Annotated in this window: 18 protein-coding genes; 6 read left to right on the top strand and 12 right to left on the bottom strand. The window is 45.3% G+C overall.

All coding sequences use genetic code 11. From position 1 onward, the window contains the following. Nucleotides 1-106 precede the first annotated feature (106 nt). Nucleotides 107-1,129 (top strand): aldo/keto reductase, encoded by a 1,023-nt coding sequence (locus KOD92_RS07010; RefSeq protein ID WP_215232843.1) that lies wholly within the window; start codon nucleotides 107-109, stop codon nucleotides 1,127-1,129. Nucleotides 1,130-1,228: 99 nt separating this feature from the next. Here KOD92_RS07010 and pyrE read toward each other — a convergent pair whose 3' ends face one another. Together pyrE and KOD92_RS07000 are read right to left on the bottom strand one after the other, a co-directional pair. Continuing rightward, nucleotides 1,229-1,870, bottom strand: coding sequence for an orotate phosphoribosyltransferase (gene pyrE / locus KOD92_RS07005; RefSeq protein WP_215232842.1), 642 nt, complete (start codon nucleotides 1,868-1,870; stop codon nucleotides 1,229-1,231). A 1-nt stretch (nucleotide 1,871) separates the two neighbouring features. Continuing rightward, nucleotides 1,872-3,125 carry a hemolysin family protein gene (locus KOD92_RS07000; protein WP_229254574.1) on the bottom strand — a complete coding sequence of 418 codons (1,254 nt, stop codon included), beginning with the start codon at nucleotides 3,123-3,125 and terminating at the stop codon, nucleotides 1,872-1,874. Nucleotides 3,126-3,276: 151 nt separating this feature from the next. On the opposite strand from KOD92_RS07000, the gene KOD92_RS06995 reads away from it, so the two are divergent. After that, a complete protein-coding gene (locus tag KOD92_RS06995) occupies nucleotides 3,277-3,960 on the top strand; it encodes an NUDIX hydrolase (protein WP_215232840.1) in 684 nt (227 codons plus the stop codon). 5 nt (nucleotides 3,961-3,965) lie between these two features. Here the strand turns inward: KOD92_RS06995 and coaD are convergent, their stop codons facing one another. From coaD to KOD92_RS06975, 4 genes are all read right to left on the bottom strand, one after another. Next, nucleotides 3,966-4,448, bottom strand: a complete 483-nt coding sequence (gene coaD, locus KOD92_RS06990; RefSeq protein ID WP_215232839.1) for a pantetheine-phosphate adenylyltransferase — start codon at nucleotides 4,446-4,448, stop codon at nucleotides 3,966-3,968. A gap of 12 nt (nucleotides 4,449-4,460) precedes the next feature. Beyond that, entirely contained in the window at nucleotides 4,461-5,366 is a 906-nt protein-coding gene (locus KOD92_RS06985; protein ID WP_215232838.1) for a DUF3822 family protein, read from the bottom strand. A gap of 39 nt (nucleotides 5,367-5,405) precedes the next feature. Beyond that, nucleotides 5,406-5,897, bottom strand: coding sequence for an NUDIX domain-containing protein (locus tag KOD92_RS06980; RefSeq protein WP_215232837.1), 492 nt, complete (start codon nucleotides 5,895-5,897; stop codon nucleotides 5,406-5,408). 117 nt (nucleotides 5,898-6,014) lie between these two features. After that, nucleotides 6,015-6,455 (bottom strand): CBS domain-containing protein, encoded by a 441-nt coding sequence (locus KOD92_RS06975; RefSeq protein WP_215232836.1) that lies wholly within the window; start codon nucleotides 6,453-6,455, stop codon nucleotides 6,015-6,017. 143 nt (nucleotides 6,456-6,598) lie between these two features. On the opposite strand from KOD92_RS06975, the gene KOD92_RS06970 reads away from it, so the two are divergent. Next, the gene (locus KOD92_RS06970) at nucleotides 6,599-8,026 is read left to right on the top strand and encodes an ATP-dependent DNA helicase (RefSeq protein WP_215232835.1); all 1,428 of its coding nucleotides are present in this window, start codon (nucleotides 6,599-6,601) and stop codon (nucleotides 8,024-8,026) included. A gap of 8 nt (nucleotides 8,027-8,034) precedes the next feature. Here the strand turns inward: KOD92_RS06970 and KOD92_RS06965 are convergent, their stop codons facing one another. Further along, nucleotides 8,035-8,991, bottom strand: a complete 957-nt coding sequence (locus tag KOD92_RS06965; protein ID WP_215232834.1) for an L-threonylcarbamoyladenylate synthase — start codon at nucleotides 8,989-8,991, stop codon at nucleotides 8,035-8,037. A 170-nt stretch (nucleotides 8,992-9,161) separates the two neighbouring features. Here KOD92_RS06965 and KOD92_RS06960 point away from each other — a divergent pair, with 170 nt between their 5' ends. Together KOD92_RS06960 and KOD92_RS06955 are read left to right on the top strand one after the other, a co-directional pair. After that, nucleotides 9,162-10,901, top strand: coding sequence for a GMC oxidoreductase (locus KOD92_RS06960; RefSeq protein ID WP_215232833.1), 1,740 nt, complete (start codon nucleotides 9,162-9,164; stop codon nucleotides 10,899-10,901). Between the two features lie 31 nt (nucleotides 10,902-10,932). Then, nucleotides 10,933-11,571, top strand: coding sequence for a gluconate 2-dehydrogenase subunit 3 family protein (locus KOD92_RS06955; RefSeq protein WP_215232832.1), 639 nt, complete (start codon nucleotides 10,933-10,935; stop codon nucleotides 11,569-11,571). 72 nt (nucleotides 11,572-11,643) lie between these two features. Here the strand turns inward: KOD92_RS06955 and KOD92_RS06950 are convergent, their stop codons facing one another. The 5 genes from KOD92_RS06950 to folP all read right to left on the bottom strand — a co-directional run bounded on the left by KOD92_RS06950 (nucleotide 11,644) and on the right by folP (nucleotide 16,886). Further along, on the bottom strand, nucleotides 11,644-13,257 hold the full coding sequence (locus KOD92_RS06950) for an ABC-F family ATP-binding cassette domain-containing protein (RefSeq protein ID WP_215232831.1): 1,614 nt from the start codon (nucleotides 13,255-13,257) through the stop codon (nucleotides 11,644-11,646). Between the two features lie 136 nt (nucleotides 13,258-13,393). After that, nucleotides 13,394-14,668 (bottom strand): lactonase family protein, encoded by a 1,275-nt coding sequence (locus tag KOD92_RS06945; RefSeq protein WP_215232830.1) that lies wholly within the window; start codon nucleotides 14,666-14,668, stop codon nucleotides 13,394-13,396. A gap of 161 nt (nucleotides 14,669-14,829) precedes the next feature. After that, nucleotides 14,830-15,093, bottom strand: a complete 264-nt coding sequence (gene rpsT / locus KOD92_RS06940; RefSeq protein WP_215232829.1) for a 30S ribosomal protein S20 — start codon at nucleotides 15,091-15,093, stop codon at nucleotides 14,830-14,832. Nucleotides 15,094-15,196: 103 nt separating this feature from the next. Further along, the gene (gene cdaA, locus KOD92_RS06935) at nucleotides 15,197-16,000 is read right to left on the bottom strand and encodes a diadenylate cyclase CdaA (protein WP_215232828.1); all 804 of its coding nucleotides are present in this window, start codon (nucleotides 15,998-16,000) and stop codon (nucleotides 15,197-15,199) included. 40 nt (nucleotides 16,001-16,040) lie between these two features. After that, nucleotides 16,041-16,886, bottom strand: coding sequence for a dihydropteroate synthase (gene folP, locus KOD92_RS06930; RefSeq protein ID WP_215232827.1), 846 nt, complete (start codon nucleotides 16,884-16,886; stop codon nucleotides 16,041-16,043). Between the two features lie 28 nt (nucleotides 16,887-16,914). Between folP and KOD92_RS06925 the strand changes: the two genes are divergently transcribed. Further along, nucleotides 16,915-17,457 carry a DUF1599 domain-containing protein gene (locus KOD92_RS06925; RefSeq protein ID WP_215232826.1) on the top strand — a complete coding sequence of 181 codons (543 nt, stop codon included), beginning with the start codon at nucleotides 16,915-16,917 and terminating at the stop codon, nucleotides 17,455-17,457. Nucleotide 17,458: the final 1 nt, after the last annotated feature.

The raw sequence follows: 17,458 nt of genomic DNA, 5'->3' as shown, positions 1-17,458 counted from the left end.
TATAAATACATTTGACTGGTAAGGATATAACTTTGGGAGACAAAAATTAACCCTGTACAATCAGCGTTCAGTGTTATATTTTACTTAAAATCTAATTTTGTTTGATATGCGTTATCAATTATTAGGCCGGTCGGGCCTGAGAGTATCCGAAGTTTGTCTGGGAACCATGACCTTTGGCAAAGAATGGGGCTGGGGAGCGGATAAACATGAAAGCTTTAAGATTTTCGAAGCGTTTGCCGATGCGGGTGGCAATTTTGTCGATACAGCAAACAGATATACCGAAGGCTCATCTGAAAAATATGTAGGTGAATTTATCGAAAATGACCGCGATAGGTGGGTTTTATCTACCAAATACACTTTGAAAGACCGGAACGATGACCTGAATTTTGCGGGTAACCATCGAAAAAATATGATGCGGTCGGTCACTGCCAGCTTGAAAAGACTAAATACCGAATACATCGACTTGCTTTGGGTGCATCTTTGGGACAATACAACCCCGGTGGAAGAAGTAATGCGTGGTCTTGACGATTTGGTCAGCCGTGGTCTTGTTCATTATATTGGTATCTCGGACACGCCCGCCTGGATCGTTTCACAAGCCAATACCATCGCCGATTTTCGCGGCTGGAATGCATTCGCCGCTATTCAATTTGAGTATTCACTATTACAGCGCACGCCCGAGCGCGACCTGCTTCCAATGGCAAAAGCGCTTGACCTCGCGGTAACTCCGTGGGGCGCTATCGGTGGTGGAGCATTGACTGGAAAATATTTGCGGGGAGAAAAAGGTCGTGTGCCCGATCATAGCACCAGAAGAAATGAGCACAGTAGCATTATTGCACAAACTGTGGTAGATGTTGCCGCTGAACTGGGCGTAACGCCGGCGCAGGTCGCAATCAACTGGACCCGGCATCGTGACCAGGTTATGATACCGATCATCGGCGCCTCAAAAGAGCAGCAGCTTAAAGATTCGCTGGGTTGCCTGGAATTAAAATTACCAGAGGAAGCTATTCAAAAATTAAATGCGGTAAGCCAGATTGAACTGGGCTTCCCGCATGAATTTTTGAAATCGGATGGTGTGAAAGAAGAAGCTTTCGGCGGATTGTTCGAGAAGCTCGATAATCATCGGGGATAAGGGCTATTTGGCTATTGGCTATTAGCTTTTAGCTGTTGGCTTTGGGATTTAGCTTTAAAAAAGACTAACAGCTAACAGCCAACAGCTAATAGCCAACCTCTACTTCCCCCACTGATCCGGCGCTTGGCGCCAGGCGCTTAGACTTTCGACTTGTGAGGCTGATACGTAATTCAGCTCCAATGCGGTTTCGATCAACGCATTGTAATTGCTGATCGTGGTCAGCTTCACATTCTTTTCCTTGAAATTGTTCTCTGCGGCCGCAAATCCATAAGTGAAGATTGCGATCATTCCTGCCACTTCATATCCAGCTTCGCGCAACACGTCTACTACTTTCAGCGAGCTGCCTCCCGTCGAGATCAGATCTTCAATGATGATCAGCGACTGACCTTTTTCCAACCTTCCCTCGATCTGATTGCCCATTCCGTGTTTTTTAGGCTCGGGACGAACGTAGGCGAAGGGAAGTTCAAGCAGATCTGCAACCAATGCACCCTGGGCGATTCCACCGGTCGCAACCCCTACAACGGCCTGAGCACCAGGATATTCAGTGCGAATTATTTCAGCAAGTGCTTTTTTGATAAAGGTGCGGGTATCGGGATAGGATAGCGCAACGCGGTTGTCGCAATAAATAGGTGAAAGCCAGCCTGAGCTCCATTGAAAAGGCTTTTCCGGACTTAGTTTGATTGCCTGCGCTTCGAGCAGGAGTTCTGCTACCCGCTTACTGATATCGGTACCGTTTAACATATTAATCTTCGGATTCCTCTTTTATATTATGATTTACAACTAACAACTTGTCTATCCGGCTGCGATCCATATCAATCACCTCGAAATCAAAATTCTTCCAGCTGAACTGCTCACCCGTTTTGGGGATATTCTCCAAAATATGCAGTACGAAGCCTCCGAGCGTATTAAAACCTGCCAGCTCCCGCCGCTCGCTCTCCGGCATATTGATATTAAAGTATTGCAGAAAATCGTCAAAAGGAAGCTGCGCATCGACCAGAAAACTCCCGTCTTCGCGTTTCACGATCTCAGAAGCTTCTTCAATATCTTCTGAAATATCTCCCACCAGCGCATCCATAATATCGTGCATCGTCAAAATACCGAGCATTCCGCCATATTCATCCACGATAATACCGAAATAGACACGCTGCTCTTTGAATTTTTCCAGCGCCTGATACGCACGGTTACTTTCGGGCAGGTAAACCGGGTCACGCACAATGGTATTTAAAGTAGCCAGCTGCGTCTCAATATCGGTAGCGATCATATCTTTCACATACACCAGCCCTACCACGTCATCGACAGTCCCGCGGCAAACCGGATAAATAGAATGCCGGCTTTCGAAGATTTTGGCTTTATTTTCCTCCACCGTATCTTCCAGATCCAGCCAGATGATTTCCTGACGGTTGGTCATAAGAGAAGTCACTTTTCTGTCGCCCAACTGAAATACATTGTGCACGATCTCCTGCTCTATTTCCTCAAAAACACCTCCCGAGGTTCCCTCCTGGATCAGGCTTTTGATTTCTTCCTCTGTCACCGAATTCTCACTCTGGCGGATATTTAATACCTTGATAATCAGGTCACTGGAAACTCCCAACAGGGAAATAAATGGTGCTGTTACTTTGGAAAGCAAGTTCATCGGAGTCGCCATTACCTTGGAAATCCCTTCCGGGTTTGACATTCCAATTCGCTTCGGGACCAGCTCTCCGAGCACCAGCGACAGGTAAGTGATGAAAACCAATACACTACCTACTGCCAGCGAGTGGCCGTAAGGTCGCAATAGGTCCACCTGGTTAATCAGCGCCTCGAAATCGGTGGTGATATTATCCCCGGAGTACATACCTGTCAGCAAACCGATCAGGGTAATACCAATCTGGACTGTCGATAAAAATCTGGTGGGTGAATTGGCGAGGTTCAATGCTGCTTTTGCACTGGCGTCACCGTTTTTGGCCGCTGCTTCGAGCCGTGATTTTCGGGAAGAAACGAGTGCTATCTCAGACATGGAGAATATACCGTTGAGAAGCACAAGCAATAAAATTATCAGTAGTTCCAAGAACTGTGTATTTGATAGGGTACAAATTTATCAATAATAATCTCTGTCTAAACTAAACAGTTTACTTAATTTTGACGCTGATTCACGTACCATTTGAAAAATGACCATTTTTTTTGACGACCGTCCATTCAAAATTGTACGGACCAATCAGCTTTCGGCCGAGACTTCTCAATTTGATCTCATTGTTGATCTGAGGCTGGAAAAGTTGCATAAAAGTATGTTGATCGGGCACACCCTGTTTCTCAACTCCAATGCGACGACTGTTTTGCAAATGTTGCAACTCCTCGAAAAAGACTTTCCCAAGCAAATGTTGTCTGTGACGATGGCGGCAAAGGAGAAAGCGGAAATTGAGGAAAAGATTAAAGACCAGTACAAAGTGATCAAGGCTGCGGGCGGCGTAGTGGTTAAAGACGGGAAGTGGCTTTTTATGTACCGCCGCAAGAAGTGGGACCTGCCCAAAGGGAAGCTTGATAAGGGAGAAGATTCGCGTACTGCCGCAGTTCGCGAAATAGAGGAGGAAACAGGAGTTAAGTCATTGATAAAAAGCAAAATCTGTACAACCTGGCATACTTATACACTCAATAACAACCGCATTCTGAAACGCACCAAATGGTATCTGTGCGAAACGATCGACGATTCCAAAATGCAGCCGCAGGTGGAAGAGCAAATCGAAAAGCTCGACTGGTACAAACCTTCTGACGCAAAAGCACTGCTGATCAATTCTTACAGCTCAATCCGATTTGTGGTCGACAGCCTTAATAAGAAGCGCAACGTAAAGTCGTAATTGGATCAGATTTGCGGATTAATGCGGTCCAATTCTGAAAGCGAATAGGGAAGAAAATTGTCTACGCCCTGTCCGTAGCGATGCAGGTCGCGGATAATACTGGAACTGATCGGTGCCAGTTCGGGTGAAGTGATCAGAAAAACCGTTTCAATTTCTTCGTACAAATACCTGTTCACCTGCGAGATACCGTTTTCATATTCAAAATCGGTGGTATTTCGCAGACCTCTCAGTAAGAAAGTGGCACCGAGTTCCCGCGCTACGTGGGCGGTGAGATCATCGTAGGTCACTACTTTCACATTCTGCTCGTTCGAAAACGTCCGCTCGATCATTTCCTTCATCACATTCAATGGGAAATACCGTTTTTTGGTTGCATTATTCCCGATCCCGATCACTACCTGATCAAAAAGCCGCAAACCTCTGAGAACGATATCCTGATGTCCTCTTGTAAAAGGGTCGAAAGAGCCTGGAAACAATGCAATGCGGTCCATATGAAGAGTGGGTTATGATGAAACGAGGTACGTATTAAAAAGGCCAAAGTAGCGGTGACCGGGCACTTCTGCACATTGGCTGCTGTATTTGAGCGTCGTCGGCCGGCTGCCTATTTCTAAGCTGGGAAAATAATGAGAGAGCTCTTCGAATACTGGCGCAGATACACTCACGTCGCCGTAGCAAACCACCTTCATCTGTTCCGGCTCATATCCCAGCTGCCCCAATGTAAACAGCAATATATAAGCCATTTCCTGTACTTCCTTGAATTTGAACCGGTTGCAAAGGATCAACTGCTGGCTTTCACTCACAACCAGCGTGAACATATCTTTTTCAAAACACAGAGAAGCAACCCTTACTTCCTGGTGCTCCACGTGACTTACGAGCGCACCGATGATGATCGGACTGGTGGAATGATAAAAACTGACGCTGGCCGAACGGAAGTGATTGATGATCCATTCGTGCCAATGCCGCGGAATGCTGAAAACGTTCTTCGCATGCACCAGCGGAAGATCGTGGTAGAGTGCGATATCCTGCGCGGTTACCTGATTTCCGGAAGAAAAAGACAGGTACTCCCCTACTTTCTCAGCATCAAAAAGCACATTTGGTACCAGGCTAAATAGGTTGGAGTTGACCGAAACGCGAACCGCTTTCCAGGCTTCGGAAGACCAGAGCAAATGCCCGGTGAACATTCTTTTCAGCTTTTCAAAAACTTCTTCCTGGCTCAGCGTCTGCTCCAATGCATAATCTTCAAGCCAGATAACTTCCATATTTTCCTCCCGGACAATGCAGAAACGAATGTTTTGCTCGCCCATTTCAATGCATAATGTACTTGAAGGAATTGCCGCCGGGTCGAATGTATTATCGCCTACAAGCAGTGTAGGAATGATTTCAATGACCTGGTTTTCAGAATTTGCCACAATTAACGGATATAACTTCTTTGGAATGATACTACTGCCCTACCTGGGCGAAATGTATCCTTTTATTTTAAATAAGTCCTGCAACGATTCGACAGATGAGAAAATGCTATGCACCTGATTGGGCCTCAAAGATTTGATCTCAGGCCAGCTCATCAACTTTACTTCCCTGATAATTTGCCCCTCTTCCGACATTTCGGGGTCGCTTCCTCTCAATAATTTACCTTCGAAAACAGTTACCTCAAAAAACAGCTCGATTGCGTGCAAAGGTGCCTGAATATGTTCGTTGACAAATAGTAGCTGTCCAACGTCCACTTGCAAGCCGGTTTCTTCTTCGAACTCCCGCTTCACTGCCGCTTCCGCATTTTCGCCAAACTGAATACCTCCGCCCGGCGGACTCCAAAACGGTTCGTCGACGCCGTACATTTCGTGCCTAACCAGCAGAACTTGCTCATTTTGAATGCAAATACCACAAGCACGCACCCGAACCTGTCCGCCGAAAAGATTACCTATTTCCTCACTGATCGTTTGCAATGCCGGATTTTTGAAGCAGCAAAGATAAACATCCCGTCAAATTTGCCAAGACATAGTTCTTCCATTAAGGATATTGACCCTGTTCTGAAAACACTGAAATGTTGATTACGAAAAATATCAGGAATACGGACTTCCTGAAATGTAGCTTTCCAATGTGCTGATATGCTCTTTCTGCTCGTGCATGATCGCAGATACAATATCATTGATAGAAATAATCCCGATCAGCTTACCGTGCTGGTTCACAGGCAAGTGGCGAATATGCTTGTCGGACATGATCTGCATACATTCCTCTATCTTATCGTCCGTCTCTACCGTGATCACTTTGCTCGTCATTACTTCCCGGATCAGCGTGTCCCTCGACCCTCTTCCCTGCAAAATCACTTTTCTCGCATAATCACGCTCGGAAAAAATACCGATCAGAAGATCATTTTCCAGTACCAAAACTGCACCGATGTTTTTAGCGGCCATGAGTTCAAGGGCCTCAAACACCGTGTTGTCCTGCGTGACAGACCAAATCGCATTGACAGGCTTGTTGCCCATTACATGTTGTACTAGCATAGATGTTCAGATTTGGAGTTGATAAGATAAAAAGGGATTTCAATATAGAGATTACACCGACAAAAGTCCAATTAAATCTGAGTATTATTTTGTTACGGAATGCGCATTTTGATATTGTTTATCGTTCCGTTAGATTCGTTACCATGGATACCGATAAAATTTTACCGTCCCAGTTACTGCGCAAAAAATTTCCATTTAAACCCACGGAAGGGCAGCTGCGGTTCTTTGAAAAAACGAATGATTTTCTGGTCGAGGAAAAAGGCTTGGAGCGTTACCGCGATTGTTTTTTACTGAAAGGTTATGCAGGAACGGGCAAAACGACGATCATCAGCACTTTGATCAAGGTATTGAAAAACTTCGGTTACAAATCGGTTCTCCTTGCTCCTACCGGCCGGGCAGCCAAGGTAATGTCCGGTTACTCGGATAAAATAGCGCTCACGATTCATAAGAAGATATACAAACAAACCGCCGACGCCTATTCAGGTACACTGACATTTCAACGCCAGAAAAACTACCACGACAACACGCTCTTCATCGTCGATGAAGCTTCGATGATCACCGACGAAGCCGATTTTGGAAGCCGGAGTTTGCTTGCGGATCTGATTGATTTTGTATTTGAAAATCCCGGCAACAAACTAATGCTCGTGGGCGACGTGGCGCAGCTGCCGCCGGTTGGAAAGGAACTCAGCCCGGCTTTGGACGGAGGATATCTTGAAAAAACGTTCTATATGTCTGTTTTTCAAGAGGAATTAAAGGAGGTAATGCGGCAGGACGAACAATCTGGGATCTTATTTAATGCAACATTACTTCGCGAGCAGCTCACCGCAGAAGCGCCTGCTATTCAGATCACGACCAGATCTTACCAGGATGTTTTTAAAATGACCGGGGAAAAACTGGAAGAAGGGCTGCGGTACGTTTACAATAAATATGGCCAGGAGAATGCGATCATTCTTACGCGGTCGAATAAGTCGGCAGTACAGTATAATGAATATATCCGTCGCGTAATCCATTTTTCGGAAGAGGAACTTGATGCCGGCGACAGGCTAATGGTTGTGCGGAACAATTACAATATTCTCGACGAAGATTCCCCCGCTGGTTTTATTGCAAATGGTGATTTTGTCGAATTATTAAAAATCAGGAAAACGCAGGAAATACACGGATTTCGCTTCGCAGACGTGATATTAAGGCTCACTGATTACGAAAAGCAGCCTGAATTTGAAGCCAAGATATTCCTGGATACGCTTCATTCATCATCGCCTTCGATGTCATCTGAGGATAACCGGAAGCTTTATGATAGTGTTTCACAGGATTACGTTTATATCAAATCAAATAAGGAAAGGCTGGAAGCATTGCGCAAAGATCCGTTCTTGAATGCATTGCAGGTCAAATTTGCTTATGCATTGACGTGCCACAAAGCGCAGGGCGGGCAATGGAGTGCGGTATTTGTTGATCAAGGATATTTACCTCAGGAACAGATCAATGCCGAATTTATCCGGTGGCTTTACACCGCAATTACGCGGGCCACAGATGAAGTTTTTCTGATGAATTTCCATCCGCATTTCTTTAAATAGTTTCGCTTCTATTCCTGCACGGAAGCTCGTTTCAGTCGGTCGTTTATAGCCAGTCCGAGTCCTTGCATCGGTACCCATTCTGCAATAATCGAGTTGACCGGCAATGCATCCAGTTCTCGGAGATAGGCAAATAAATTGTGCGCAGCTTCCCGCAAATCGCCTTTTTCACTCAGTACCCGCTGATATTTACGATTCACATTTCTGAGGTACGAATTGAAAAGCAGGTAACCTTTTGAATCTGCATTTACGTCTTGAATATCACTTTTTTCAAGCATTTGAAGCGGCACGCGCGGGGCGTAGTGGCTCTTCAACATGCCCGGCGCTTTTGGGTTGGAAGAAGAGGTTGCGGTTACTTTTACCTCGCCTACAATTTCCTCAATATACTGAATAGCAAGTCCTCCCAACCGGTAAACGATCACTTCTCCGCCGTCGAAACCAACGATCGTCGATTCAATCCCGACTTCGCATTCTCCGCCGTCCAAAATATAAGGTATTCGGTTTCCCAACTGCGCATCCACGTGTGTGGCGGTTGTAGGGCTGATATATCCGAAAGGATTTGCACTGGGAGCTGCGAGCGGAAAGTCGAGCTGACTTAACAGTTCGAGCAAAACCGGGTGCCTGGGAATGCGGACAGCAACTGTATCAAGACCAGAAGTGACCAGGTCGGGGACGTTTTGTTTTTTAGGCAAAAGTAATGTTAGTGGGCCGGGCCAGAATGCGGCTGCCAGTTTCTGAGCTGGTTCGGGGAATTCGGTTACAAAATTCAGCGCTTTTTCGACTGAATCCGTGTGAATAATAAGCGGGTCAAATGCCGGGCGATTTTTGGTCTCAAATATGGATAATACCGCCTTTTCATTTAATGCATTTCCTGCTAGTCCATAAACCGTTTCCGTAGGTATTCCTACCAGTTCGCCTTTTACGAGAAATGATCTTGCAATGCGGATATCCTTTCCAATTTCAGCCAATGTAGCTATCAGTTTTTTAATGCAAAAATACTTTGTACGCAGCAGAATCCCGAGTTATGTCATTTAGATTGTTTTTAAATAACCTGATATTAGAATGCTGAGAGCGGCTCCTATTTATTACGTGTTTATATTTATTGATTAAAAAATACTATCCAAAAAACCCTTTACCTATGTTTCAAATCAAAGAACAACCTACCGTTTTTGATGTATGCATTGTGGGCTCCGGAGCAGGAGGAGGAATGGCAGCCTATCAACTGGCAAAAGCGGGTGCGAAGGTTGCACTTTTAGAGGCCGGAGGCTATTTCGATCCCGCTGATCCTAAATACATTACGCAGCTTAAATGGCCTTACGAATCCCCGAGACGCGGCGCTTCAAACCACCGGCCTTTCGGTGATTTCGATGCGGCCTGGGGTGGCTGGGAGATCGATGGAGAACCCTATACACGTAAAAACGGGACACAATTTGACTGGTTCCGGTCAAGAATGCTGGGTGGGCGCACCAACCACTGGGGACGTATTTCGCTGCGTTTCGGACCAAAAGATTTTAAAAGAAAGAGCATTGACGGACTTGGTGACGACTGGCCGATCGGCTACGACGATGTAAAACCATATTACGATCAAGTGGATAAACTGATCGGGGTTTTTGGAACAGTTGAAAATATGGACAACGAGCCGGACGGAATTTTCCTTCCTCCGCCCAAGCCACGTTTGCACGAACTTTTCCTGAAACAAGCTGGAAAAAAGGCGAATATTCCTGTGATTCCTTCGCGACTTTCGATCCTTACAAAACCAATAAATGACCAGCGCGGCGTTTGCTTTTATTGCAGCCAATGCTCCCGCGCGTGCCAGGCTTACGCGGATTTTTCTTCGTCTTCGGTACTTTGTATCCCGGCGATCAAAACCGGAAATGTAACGCTGATCAACAATGCAATGTGCCGTGAGGTACTTACAGATCCAAATACAGGATTGGCAACCGGCGTTTCGTACGTCGACAGAGAAAAGCTGACTGAGCACACCATTAAAGCAAAAGTTGTCGTTTTGGCGGCAAGTGCGGCGGAGTCTTCAAGATTGCTGCTTAACTCAAAATCAGAACGTCACCCAAATGGTCTTGCAAATTCAAGCGGCGTAGTTGGTCACTATTTGCACGATTCCACTGGTGCTTCCCGTGGCGCTTTCATGCCGCATATGATGGACCGGAAACGCTATAATGAAGACGGTGTGGGTGGTATGCACGTGTACACACCGTGGTGGCTGGACAACAAAAAACTGGATTTCCCAAGAGGTTACCATATTGAATACGGCGGCGGAATGGGTATGCCGAGCTACGGTTTCGGTTCTGGTATTGAAAATCTGAATGGTAAATATCCGACTGCATCCGGCGCAATGAAGCCCGCAGGTGGTTATGGAGCTTCACTCAAAGAAGATTATCGTCGTTTTTATGGTGCCAATATCGGTATGGCAGGTCGCGGAGAAGCTGTTCCCGATTTCAACAATTATGCAGAAATCGACCCGAGTGTGGTGGACAAATATGGTATCCCGGTATTGCGTTTCCATTACAAATGGTCTGATTACGAGATCAAGCAGGCGAAACACATGCATGATACTTTTGAGGAAATGATCCATGCATTAGGTGGAATACCAAACGGTGTGAAGCCGGGAGCTGACACGAATTACGGTTTGGCCGCTCCGGGAAGGATTATTCACGAAGTAGGAACCGTCAGAATGGGCGACGATCCGAAAACTTCTGCATTGAACAAATTCTCCCAAGCACACGATGCGAAAAACGTATTTGTGGTAGACGGCGGTTCGTTCGTATCGCAGGCTGATAAAAACCCGACCTGGACGATTCTTGCATTGTCATGGAGAGCATCAGACTACATCATCGATCAGAAAAAACAGAAGAATATTTAATTGTTTGAACATTGTTTCAAATCAGATATATATGAAACGCAGAGATTCACTCAAAGCCTTAACACTCAGTTCGCTGGGTATTACAGCACTTAATCCGCAGGTTGCATTAGCCGAACAGAGGGATCTGGAAATGCAGATGCCGCCGGAAACCCCGCTCAAAATCCCGGGTGGAAGAACGAAAGAAGAAGCAATCCGCGACGCGCGGCTCATGAAAGAGAAGTTTCTGACGGTCGCTGAGCTTGCTACTATTAAAGTGTTGGTCGATATTATTATTCCGGCCGACGAAAAATCAGGCAGCGCATCTCAGGCCGGAGTTCCCGATTTTATTGACTTCATCGTCAAAGATATGCCCCAGAATCAAACACCTTTGAGAGGCGGTTTGAAATGGCTGGACCGGGAATCGAGCAAGCGGTTCGGAAAGATCTTCACGCTGGCAACCAAGTCACAGCAGATCCAGATCATCGATGATATTGCCTATCCTGAAAAGGCCAAACCTATTTACAGTCAGGGTGTTGCATTCTTCAACCTCATGAGAAACCTGACAGCTTCCGGCTTCTACACTTCTAAAATCGGAATTGCAGATATTGGTTATATGGGAAATACGCCGAACGTCTGGGAAGGTGTTCCTGCTGATGTTTTGAAGCAATATGGATTGAGCTACGACTCATAAGTTGTAGCTGTTAAATGCAAAAAGGCTGATCAGATCTGATCAGCCTTTTCGCATTTATAATAAGATATATAATCAATATAGCTTCTGGCGCTGCTGTTTTACAGTTTCGTCTTGCAGGAAATCGTCGTAGCTCATCAGTTTGTCCAGAATTCCTTTTGGTCCGATTTCAATGATCCTGTTCGCGATGGTATGCACAAACTGGTGATCATGGGAATAGAACAACAGACAGCCGGTGAAATCAATCAGCCCATTGTTCAATGCAGTGATCGATTCAAGGTCAAGGTGGTTGGTAGGATCATCCAAAACCAATGCATTCGCGCCGGAAAGCATAGTACGGGACAACATACAACGCACTTTTTCACCTCCTGAAAGTACCTTCGCCTTTTTCAAAGATTCCTCTCCTGAGAAAAGCATTCTACCCAAAAATCCACGGATAAAGCTCTCGTCTTTCTCTTCTGAATACTGACGTAGCCAGTCCACGAGGTTCAAATCCACATCAAAAAACTGTCCCGGATCTTTTGGAAAGTAGGATTTGGTGATGGTCACTCCCCAGGTATGACTTCCCTTATCCGCCTTTTGTACATCACTGATAATGTCAAAAAACGTACTGATCGCCATTACATTACGGCTTACAAAAGCGATTTTATCACCCTTATTTACAGTAAAATTTAGATTGTCAAACAGCTTGGTCCCATCGTCGGCCGTTTTGGAAAGTCCTTCCACTCTTAATAGCTGGTCACCCACTTCGCGCTCGGATTTGAATGCGATATAGGGATATTTCCGTGACGAAGGTTTGATATCGTCAATTGTAAGCTTTTCAAGCAATTTCGAACGTGAAGTTGCCTGCTTGGATTTGGAAGCATTCGCACTGAACCGGCGAATAAACTCTTCAAGTTCCTTACGTTTATCTTCCGATTTCCTGTTAGCATCCTGGCGCTGCTTCAAAGCCAGCTGGCTCGATTGGTACCAGAAAGAATAGTTACCGGAGAACATCTGCACTTTACTAAAATCAATATCAACCACGTGCGTACAAACTTCATCGAGGAAGTGACGATCGTGGGAAACAACAATAACCGTATTCTTGAAATCTGCAAGGAAATTTTCAAGCCATAAAACCGTCTCAACGTCAAGGTTGTTGGTAGGTTCATCGAGCAGCAGTACATCCGGATTTCCAAAAAGCGCCTGCGCCAAAAGTACCCGAACCTTATCGTTTGAGTTCAGATCTGCCATCATCATTTGGTGCTGATCTTCACCTAAGCCTAGTCCGCTCAAAAGCTGCGCTGCCTCAGTTTCTGCTTCCCAACCATTCAGATCGGCGAATTCTGCTTCGAGGTCCGCTGCTTTTTCTCCGTCAGCGTCGGTGAACTCCTCTTTTTCATAAATAGCTTCCCGCTCCTTCATGATCTTGTACAGGCGCTCGTGCCCGATGATCACGGTATCCATCACCGAATAGGTATCAAACTCAAATTGATCCTGTTTCAGGAATGTCATCCTTTCGCCCGGGTTCATGTGCACATTACCCGTTTGCGGCTCTATTTCACCTGAAAGAATTTTTAAAAATGTAGACTTACCAGCCCCGTTCGCTCCGATTACACCGTAACAATTGCCTGGGACAAACTTTATATTTACTTCGTCGAATAATATCCTTTTTCCGTATCGCAACGATACGTTCTGAACCGTAATCATCTTAAAAACCGATTATTTTATGAATGAGACCGCAAAACTACAAAAATCGAGTCGATTTCGGGTATTTTGGTCAATTTAAAACAAACAAGGCAGACCGAACAAACCGATCTGCCTTGCCTCTATATTTGCTGAGCGATCAGGGGATTACGCGCAAAGTATGCGCTCCTTTTCCGACACTGATCGATGCTCCCTGTTTCTTCAAAGACGGGCTGTCACCTTTCGCAACAGTCCAGAATTCCACACCGCCATTTCCATTTCCGTATTGTAAATATTCAAAAACTGAAACAGCCACATTCGATCCGTCTTTGTCAAAAGCGACACTCTGCGGGTAAATTCCTTCGAAAGGATAATCTGCTACTTTGGTCAATGCGCCGGTCGGGGCAACTTTGAACAATGAGAGAGAAGCGCCTGTACCTGCGCCGGCCTCCGTCCAGGGTGAGCCGCTTTTTCCTGCATTCGCAGTCACGAGCAGCGTCCCGTCCGGGCTAACTGCAAAAGATCCCGAATTCAGACCGACGGGCGCTTGTCCAGAAACCTTGTGTTCCGCAGAACCGTCCATTGAAAAATCAACTACCAAAATTTCCCCTTCCCCTGCTGCCTTACCTTGTGCACCTTTGCTATCTAGTACTAAATAATGCTTACCGTCTGGCGTAAACTTACCGAACGTAGGTTCAGTCCCAACCTTAACCGGCTTTCCAAGCATTTCAACATTTTTCAGCTTACCTGCTTCTCTGATCACTTTATACAAGCCAACTTCATTTGAATTGTCGAGGGTAAAAGCGATAAAATCGCCGGAAGGGTGCCAGGTAAGGTCAATAATCTTGTTAGTCGTGTCAATTGCGGCGGGCAGGTTAAGGAAGCGCGCAGGCTTTCCGTCCGGGCCCGCTTCAATGAAAACCAGTTCCTTACCGGCATCGCTGGTTGACAGGATCAATTCGTTTTTATTTACATCAATTGAAGTCGGCTTTTTACCAACAGGAAATCCAAACTTCGCTTTCGGAGCGGCCAGGTTTGTGATATCAACCACAAATAGTTTTTCTCCAACAGGAAATTCCTGTGCAGGATCTTTATATTCTGTGACTCCATCCTCCGGCCTCAGGCGGTTTTCAAGTACATAAGCCAGGCCACCGGCTGCGGGTACGGCCAGCGTTTTGGAAAATCCCAGTGCCGAGTTAGATACCAGTGCTGATCCCAATCCTTTGCTGCCTCTTTCAATTGGAAACTTGATCGTACTCAACTGATCTTTTGAAGCGTTGTCTCTTAATAGCTTTCCATCAACAAATGCCGAGGCCGACATATCAGCATCAGAAACAACAACCAGGCCGCGGGCATTGAATGTAATGGGAGATTGGGCAACTACCGGCATACTACCTAATGTTGCCAATCCAGCAAATAATGCGACTTTTTTCATAAAGTGAATTTAGGTTTTAGGTGGTTTGAAAAACGTTTGAGTTATAAATCAAAAGAAACCTTGGTTAGCTTTTGACTATCCAAGGTTTCTTTTTTTAAATCGCAATATAAAAGAAAACCCTGATAGTAGACCTATCAGGGTAGTTTCCTCAGTAGAAAAAATTATGCTGCAACCGCAAGTGAATTAACCAATTTGGCCAATTTCGATTTTTGGTTAGAAGCTTTTTTCTTATGAATAATATTTTTCTTAGCCAAACGATCAAGCATAGAAGATACTGTTTTGTAAACATCTACTGCCACTGCCTTATCAGTCGTTTCGCGTAATTTCTTGATATATGAGCGTGTAGTTTTGTGCTGGTAACGGTTACGCAAACGTTTCGTTTCATTCGCGCGAATTCTCTTTAATGCAGATTTATGATTTGCCATTTCGTATTATTATTTTTCAATTTCTAATTTCGGTGTGCAAAAATAGACAACTGAGCACAATTTGCCAAATTTAACAACAAATATATTTGACCTTTCTCCTGCCCTATTTCCTCATGCGCTGTAAGTCAGACGATAAATACTCTTCGATCCGGCTTTCCAATTCGTTATAAGGAATGTTCCCGTGAAGCTCTCCTTCGACTGCCAGGGATATCTTGCCCGTTTGTTCCGAGATCACGATCACGATTGCGTCGGTCGCCTCGCTCATTCCCATTCCGGCCCGGTGACGGAAGCCAAGCGACGACGGAACATCCACACCGTCGGCTACGGGCAGCACGCATCTTGCTGCTTTCAATACACCGTCGACGATAATTACTGCACCGTCATGCAGTTCACTATATTGATTGAATAGGGATACCAGCAACGGTTTTGATACGCGTGAGTCGAGCAGTTCGCCCGTTTCTACATATTTACTAAGGTCGTCGCGCTTATTGACCACAATTAATGCCCCCGTAAAATTCGCAGCGATCGTTTTGCTTGCATCTACGATCTCTTTAAGGTTCTTAGCTTTCAGATCGAGTACGGATGTACCGATGATTTTTTTTAGAAAACCGTTATTGGTATAAATAGTTGACTTACCGATGATCAACAGAAACCTGCGTATCTCCTGCTGGAAAATGACGATCAATGCAACCGCACCAACACCCATAAAGTATTCAAGGATCGCAGTTAATAGTCCCAGTCCCAGCCCTTTAACAACCAGGTAAAAAACGTATACGAACAAATAACCCAGAAATACACGGCTCGCGATGCTACCCCTGACGAGTGTATAAACTTGGTACAATAAAATGGCAACCAGAAAAACATCCAGGACATCGGTCCAGTTAATGTTTAAAAAACCCACACGCATAGGAAAATGATAATATTCGCGCCTAAATTACTATTAAATTCTAAGAGTCACCGACCGCAGACCACAGTTTTACAGCTTCCACCGCTGCTTTTACGTCATGTACCCGCAACATAGACGCTCCCTGCTGCAATGCGAGCGTATTCAATACGGTAGTACCATTCAGAGCTTCATCGGCAGTGATTCCAAGTGTTTTAGAAATCGTCGATTTCCTTGAAAGACCAGCCAGCACCGTGCAGCCCAAAATCTGAAACTCAGAAAGCCTCCGGATCAGTTCGAAATTTTGAGCGCTGTTTTTAGCAAATCCAAAACCTGGATCTACAATAATATCAGCCAAACCATAAATCCGCAATGCAGCGATTTTGCTCTGTAAATTTTGCAAAATATCGATAACCAGGTTGTCGTAGCTTGTGAGCTTGCTCATTGTTTGCGGCTCACCCCGCATGTGCATTAATATGTACGGAACCCGGGCTTCGGCTACCGTGGCAAACATACTCTCGTCAATTGTACCGCCGGAAACATCATTTATTATCGATGCACCGTATTCAACAGCACGCTTTGCGACCTCAGAGCGAAAGGTGTCTACTGAAATGATAATGCCTGGAAATTGTTTGGTCAGTATTTGAAGAGCCGCCAGTACACTCGCCGATTCTTCCTCAATATCAATCACTTTTGCGCCCGGCCGGGTAGAATATCCTCCAATATCAATGATCGCCGCGCCTTCTTCCAGCATCGTTTCTGCCCGCCCGATGATATCGTTTTCGGATGTTACTCGGCTTTCTCTGAAAAACGAATCTTGGGTTACATTCAGGATACCCATCACCAGTGGCGTTGTCAGATCGACGATTTTGCCCCGGATGTTGAGCGATTTTTTGCTAACTTGCAACATAGATTTGTTTAAATACTAACTCAAAACAGTGAAATCCACAGAATCGGAATATCAGGAAATCATTCAGTATTGCCAAGATCTTTTCACAAAAAAAAACAAGGATTACGGAACCTCCTGGCGCATCCTGCGAATTCCTTCCATCACGGACCAGATCTTTATAAAGGCTCAGCGAATCCGTACCATTCAGGAAAAAGGCGTGCAAAAAGTTGATGAAAACGTTTCTTCCGAATTCATCGGGATCATCAATTATTGCGTGATGGCGCTGATCCAGATCGACAGCCAGGGTAGTGAACAATTACCGGAAGGCGCGCTTACAGAACTTTACAACAAACAAGTGAAGGAAGTGGCTGAGCTGCTATTCAACAAAAATCACGATTACGGCGAAGCCTGGCGCGATATGCGTATCAGCTCAATGACGGATATTATTTTAATGAAACTATTGAGAATCAAACAAATAGAAGATAACAACGGATTAACGATCGTGTCGGAAGGTGTGAAAGCCGGCTACCAGGATATTATCAACTACTCCGTTTTTTGTCTGATTAAATCCAATGCGCTGCAAACCAACTAGA

The sequence above is a fragment of the Dyadobacter linearis genome, assembly GCF_907165045.1.
GTDB lineage: Bacteria > Bacteroidota > Bacteroidia > Cytophagales > Spirosomataceae > Dyadobacter > Dyadobacter linearis.
This window is presented reverse-complemented; position numbering and strand designations above follow the sequence as displayed.

Bases quoted from the DNA above. Each gene is read 5' to 3' on its own strand.
- KOD92_RS06970 (WP_215232835.1), top strand. From the start codon at position 6,599: ATGGATACCGATAAAATTTTACCGTCCCAGTTACTGCGCAAAAAATTT.
- KOD92_RS06995 (WP_215232840.1), top strand. From the start codon at position 3,277: ATGACCATTTTTTTTGACGACCGTCCATTCAAAATTGTACGGACCAAT.
- KOD92_RS06975 (WP_215232836.1), bottom strand. From the start codon at position 6,455: ATGCTAGTACAACATGTAATGGGCAACAAGCCTGTCAATGCGATTTGG.
- KOD92_RS06945 (WP_215232830.1), bottom strand. From the start codon at position 14,668: ATGAAAAAAGTCGCATTATTTGCTGGATTGGCAACATTAGGTAGTATG.
- pyrE (WP_215232842.1), bottom strand. From the start codon at position 1,870: ATGTTAAACGGTACCGATATCAGTAAGCGGGTAGCAGAACTCCTGCTC.
- rpsT (WP_215232829.1), bottom strand. From the start codon at position 15,093: ATGGCAAATCATAAATCTGCATTAAAGAGAATTCGCGCGAATGAAACG.
- KOD92_RS07010 (WP_215232843.1), top strand. From the start codon at position 107: ATGCGTTATCAATTATTAGGCCGGTCGGGCCTGAGAGTATCCGAAGTT.
- KOD92_RS06955 (WP_215232832.1), top strand. From the start codon at position 10,933: ATGAAACGCAGAGATTCACTCAAAGCCTTAACACTCAGTTCGCTGGGT.
- folP (WP_215232827.1), bottom strand. From the start codon at position 16,886: ATGTTGCAAGTTAGCAAAAAATCGCTCAACATCCGGGGCAAAATCGTC.
- KOD92_RS06960 (WP_215232833.1), top strand. From the start codon at position 9,162: ATGTTTCAAATCAAAGAACAACCTACCGTTTTTGATGTATGCATTGTG.
- KOD92_RS06950 (WP_215232831.1), bottom strand. From the start codon at position 13,257: ATGATTACGGTTCAGAACGTATCGTTGCGATACGGAAAAAGGATATTA.
- coaD (WP_215232839.1), bottom strand. From the start codon at position 4,448: ATGGACCGCATTGCATTGTTTCCAGGCTCTTTCGACCCTTTTACAAGA.
- KOD92_RS07000 (WP_229254574.1), bottom strand. From the start codon at position 3,125: ATGTCTGAGATAGCACTCGTTTCTTCCCGAAAATCACGGCTCGAAGCA.
- cdaA (WP_215232828.1), bottom strand. From the start codon at position 16,000: ATGCGTGTGGGTTTTTTAAACATTAACTGGACCGATGTCCTGGATGTT.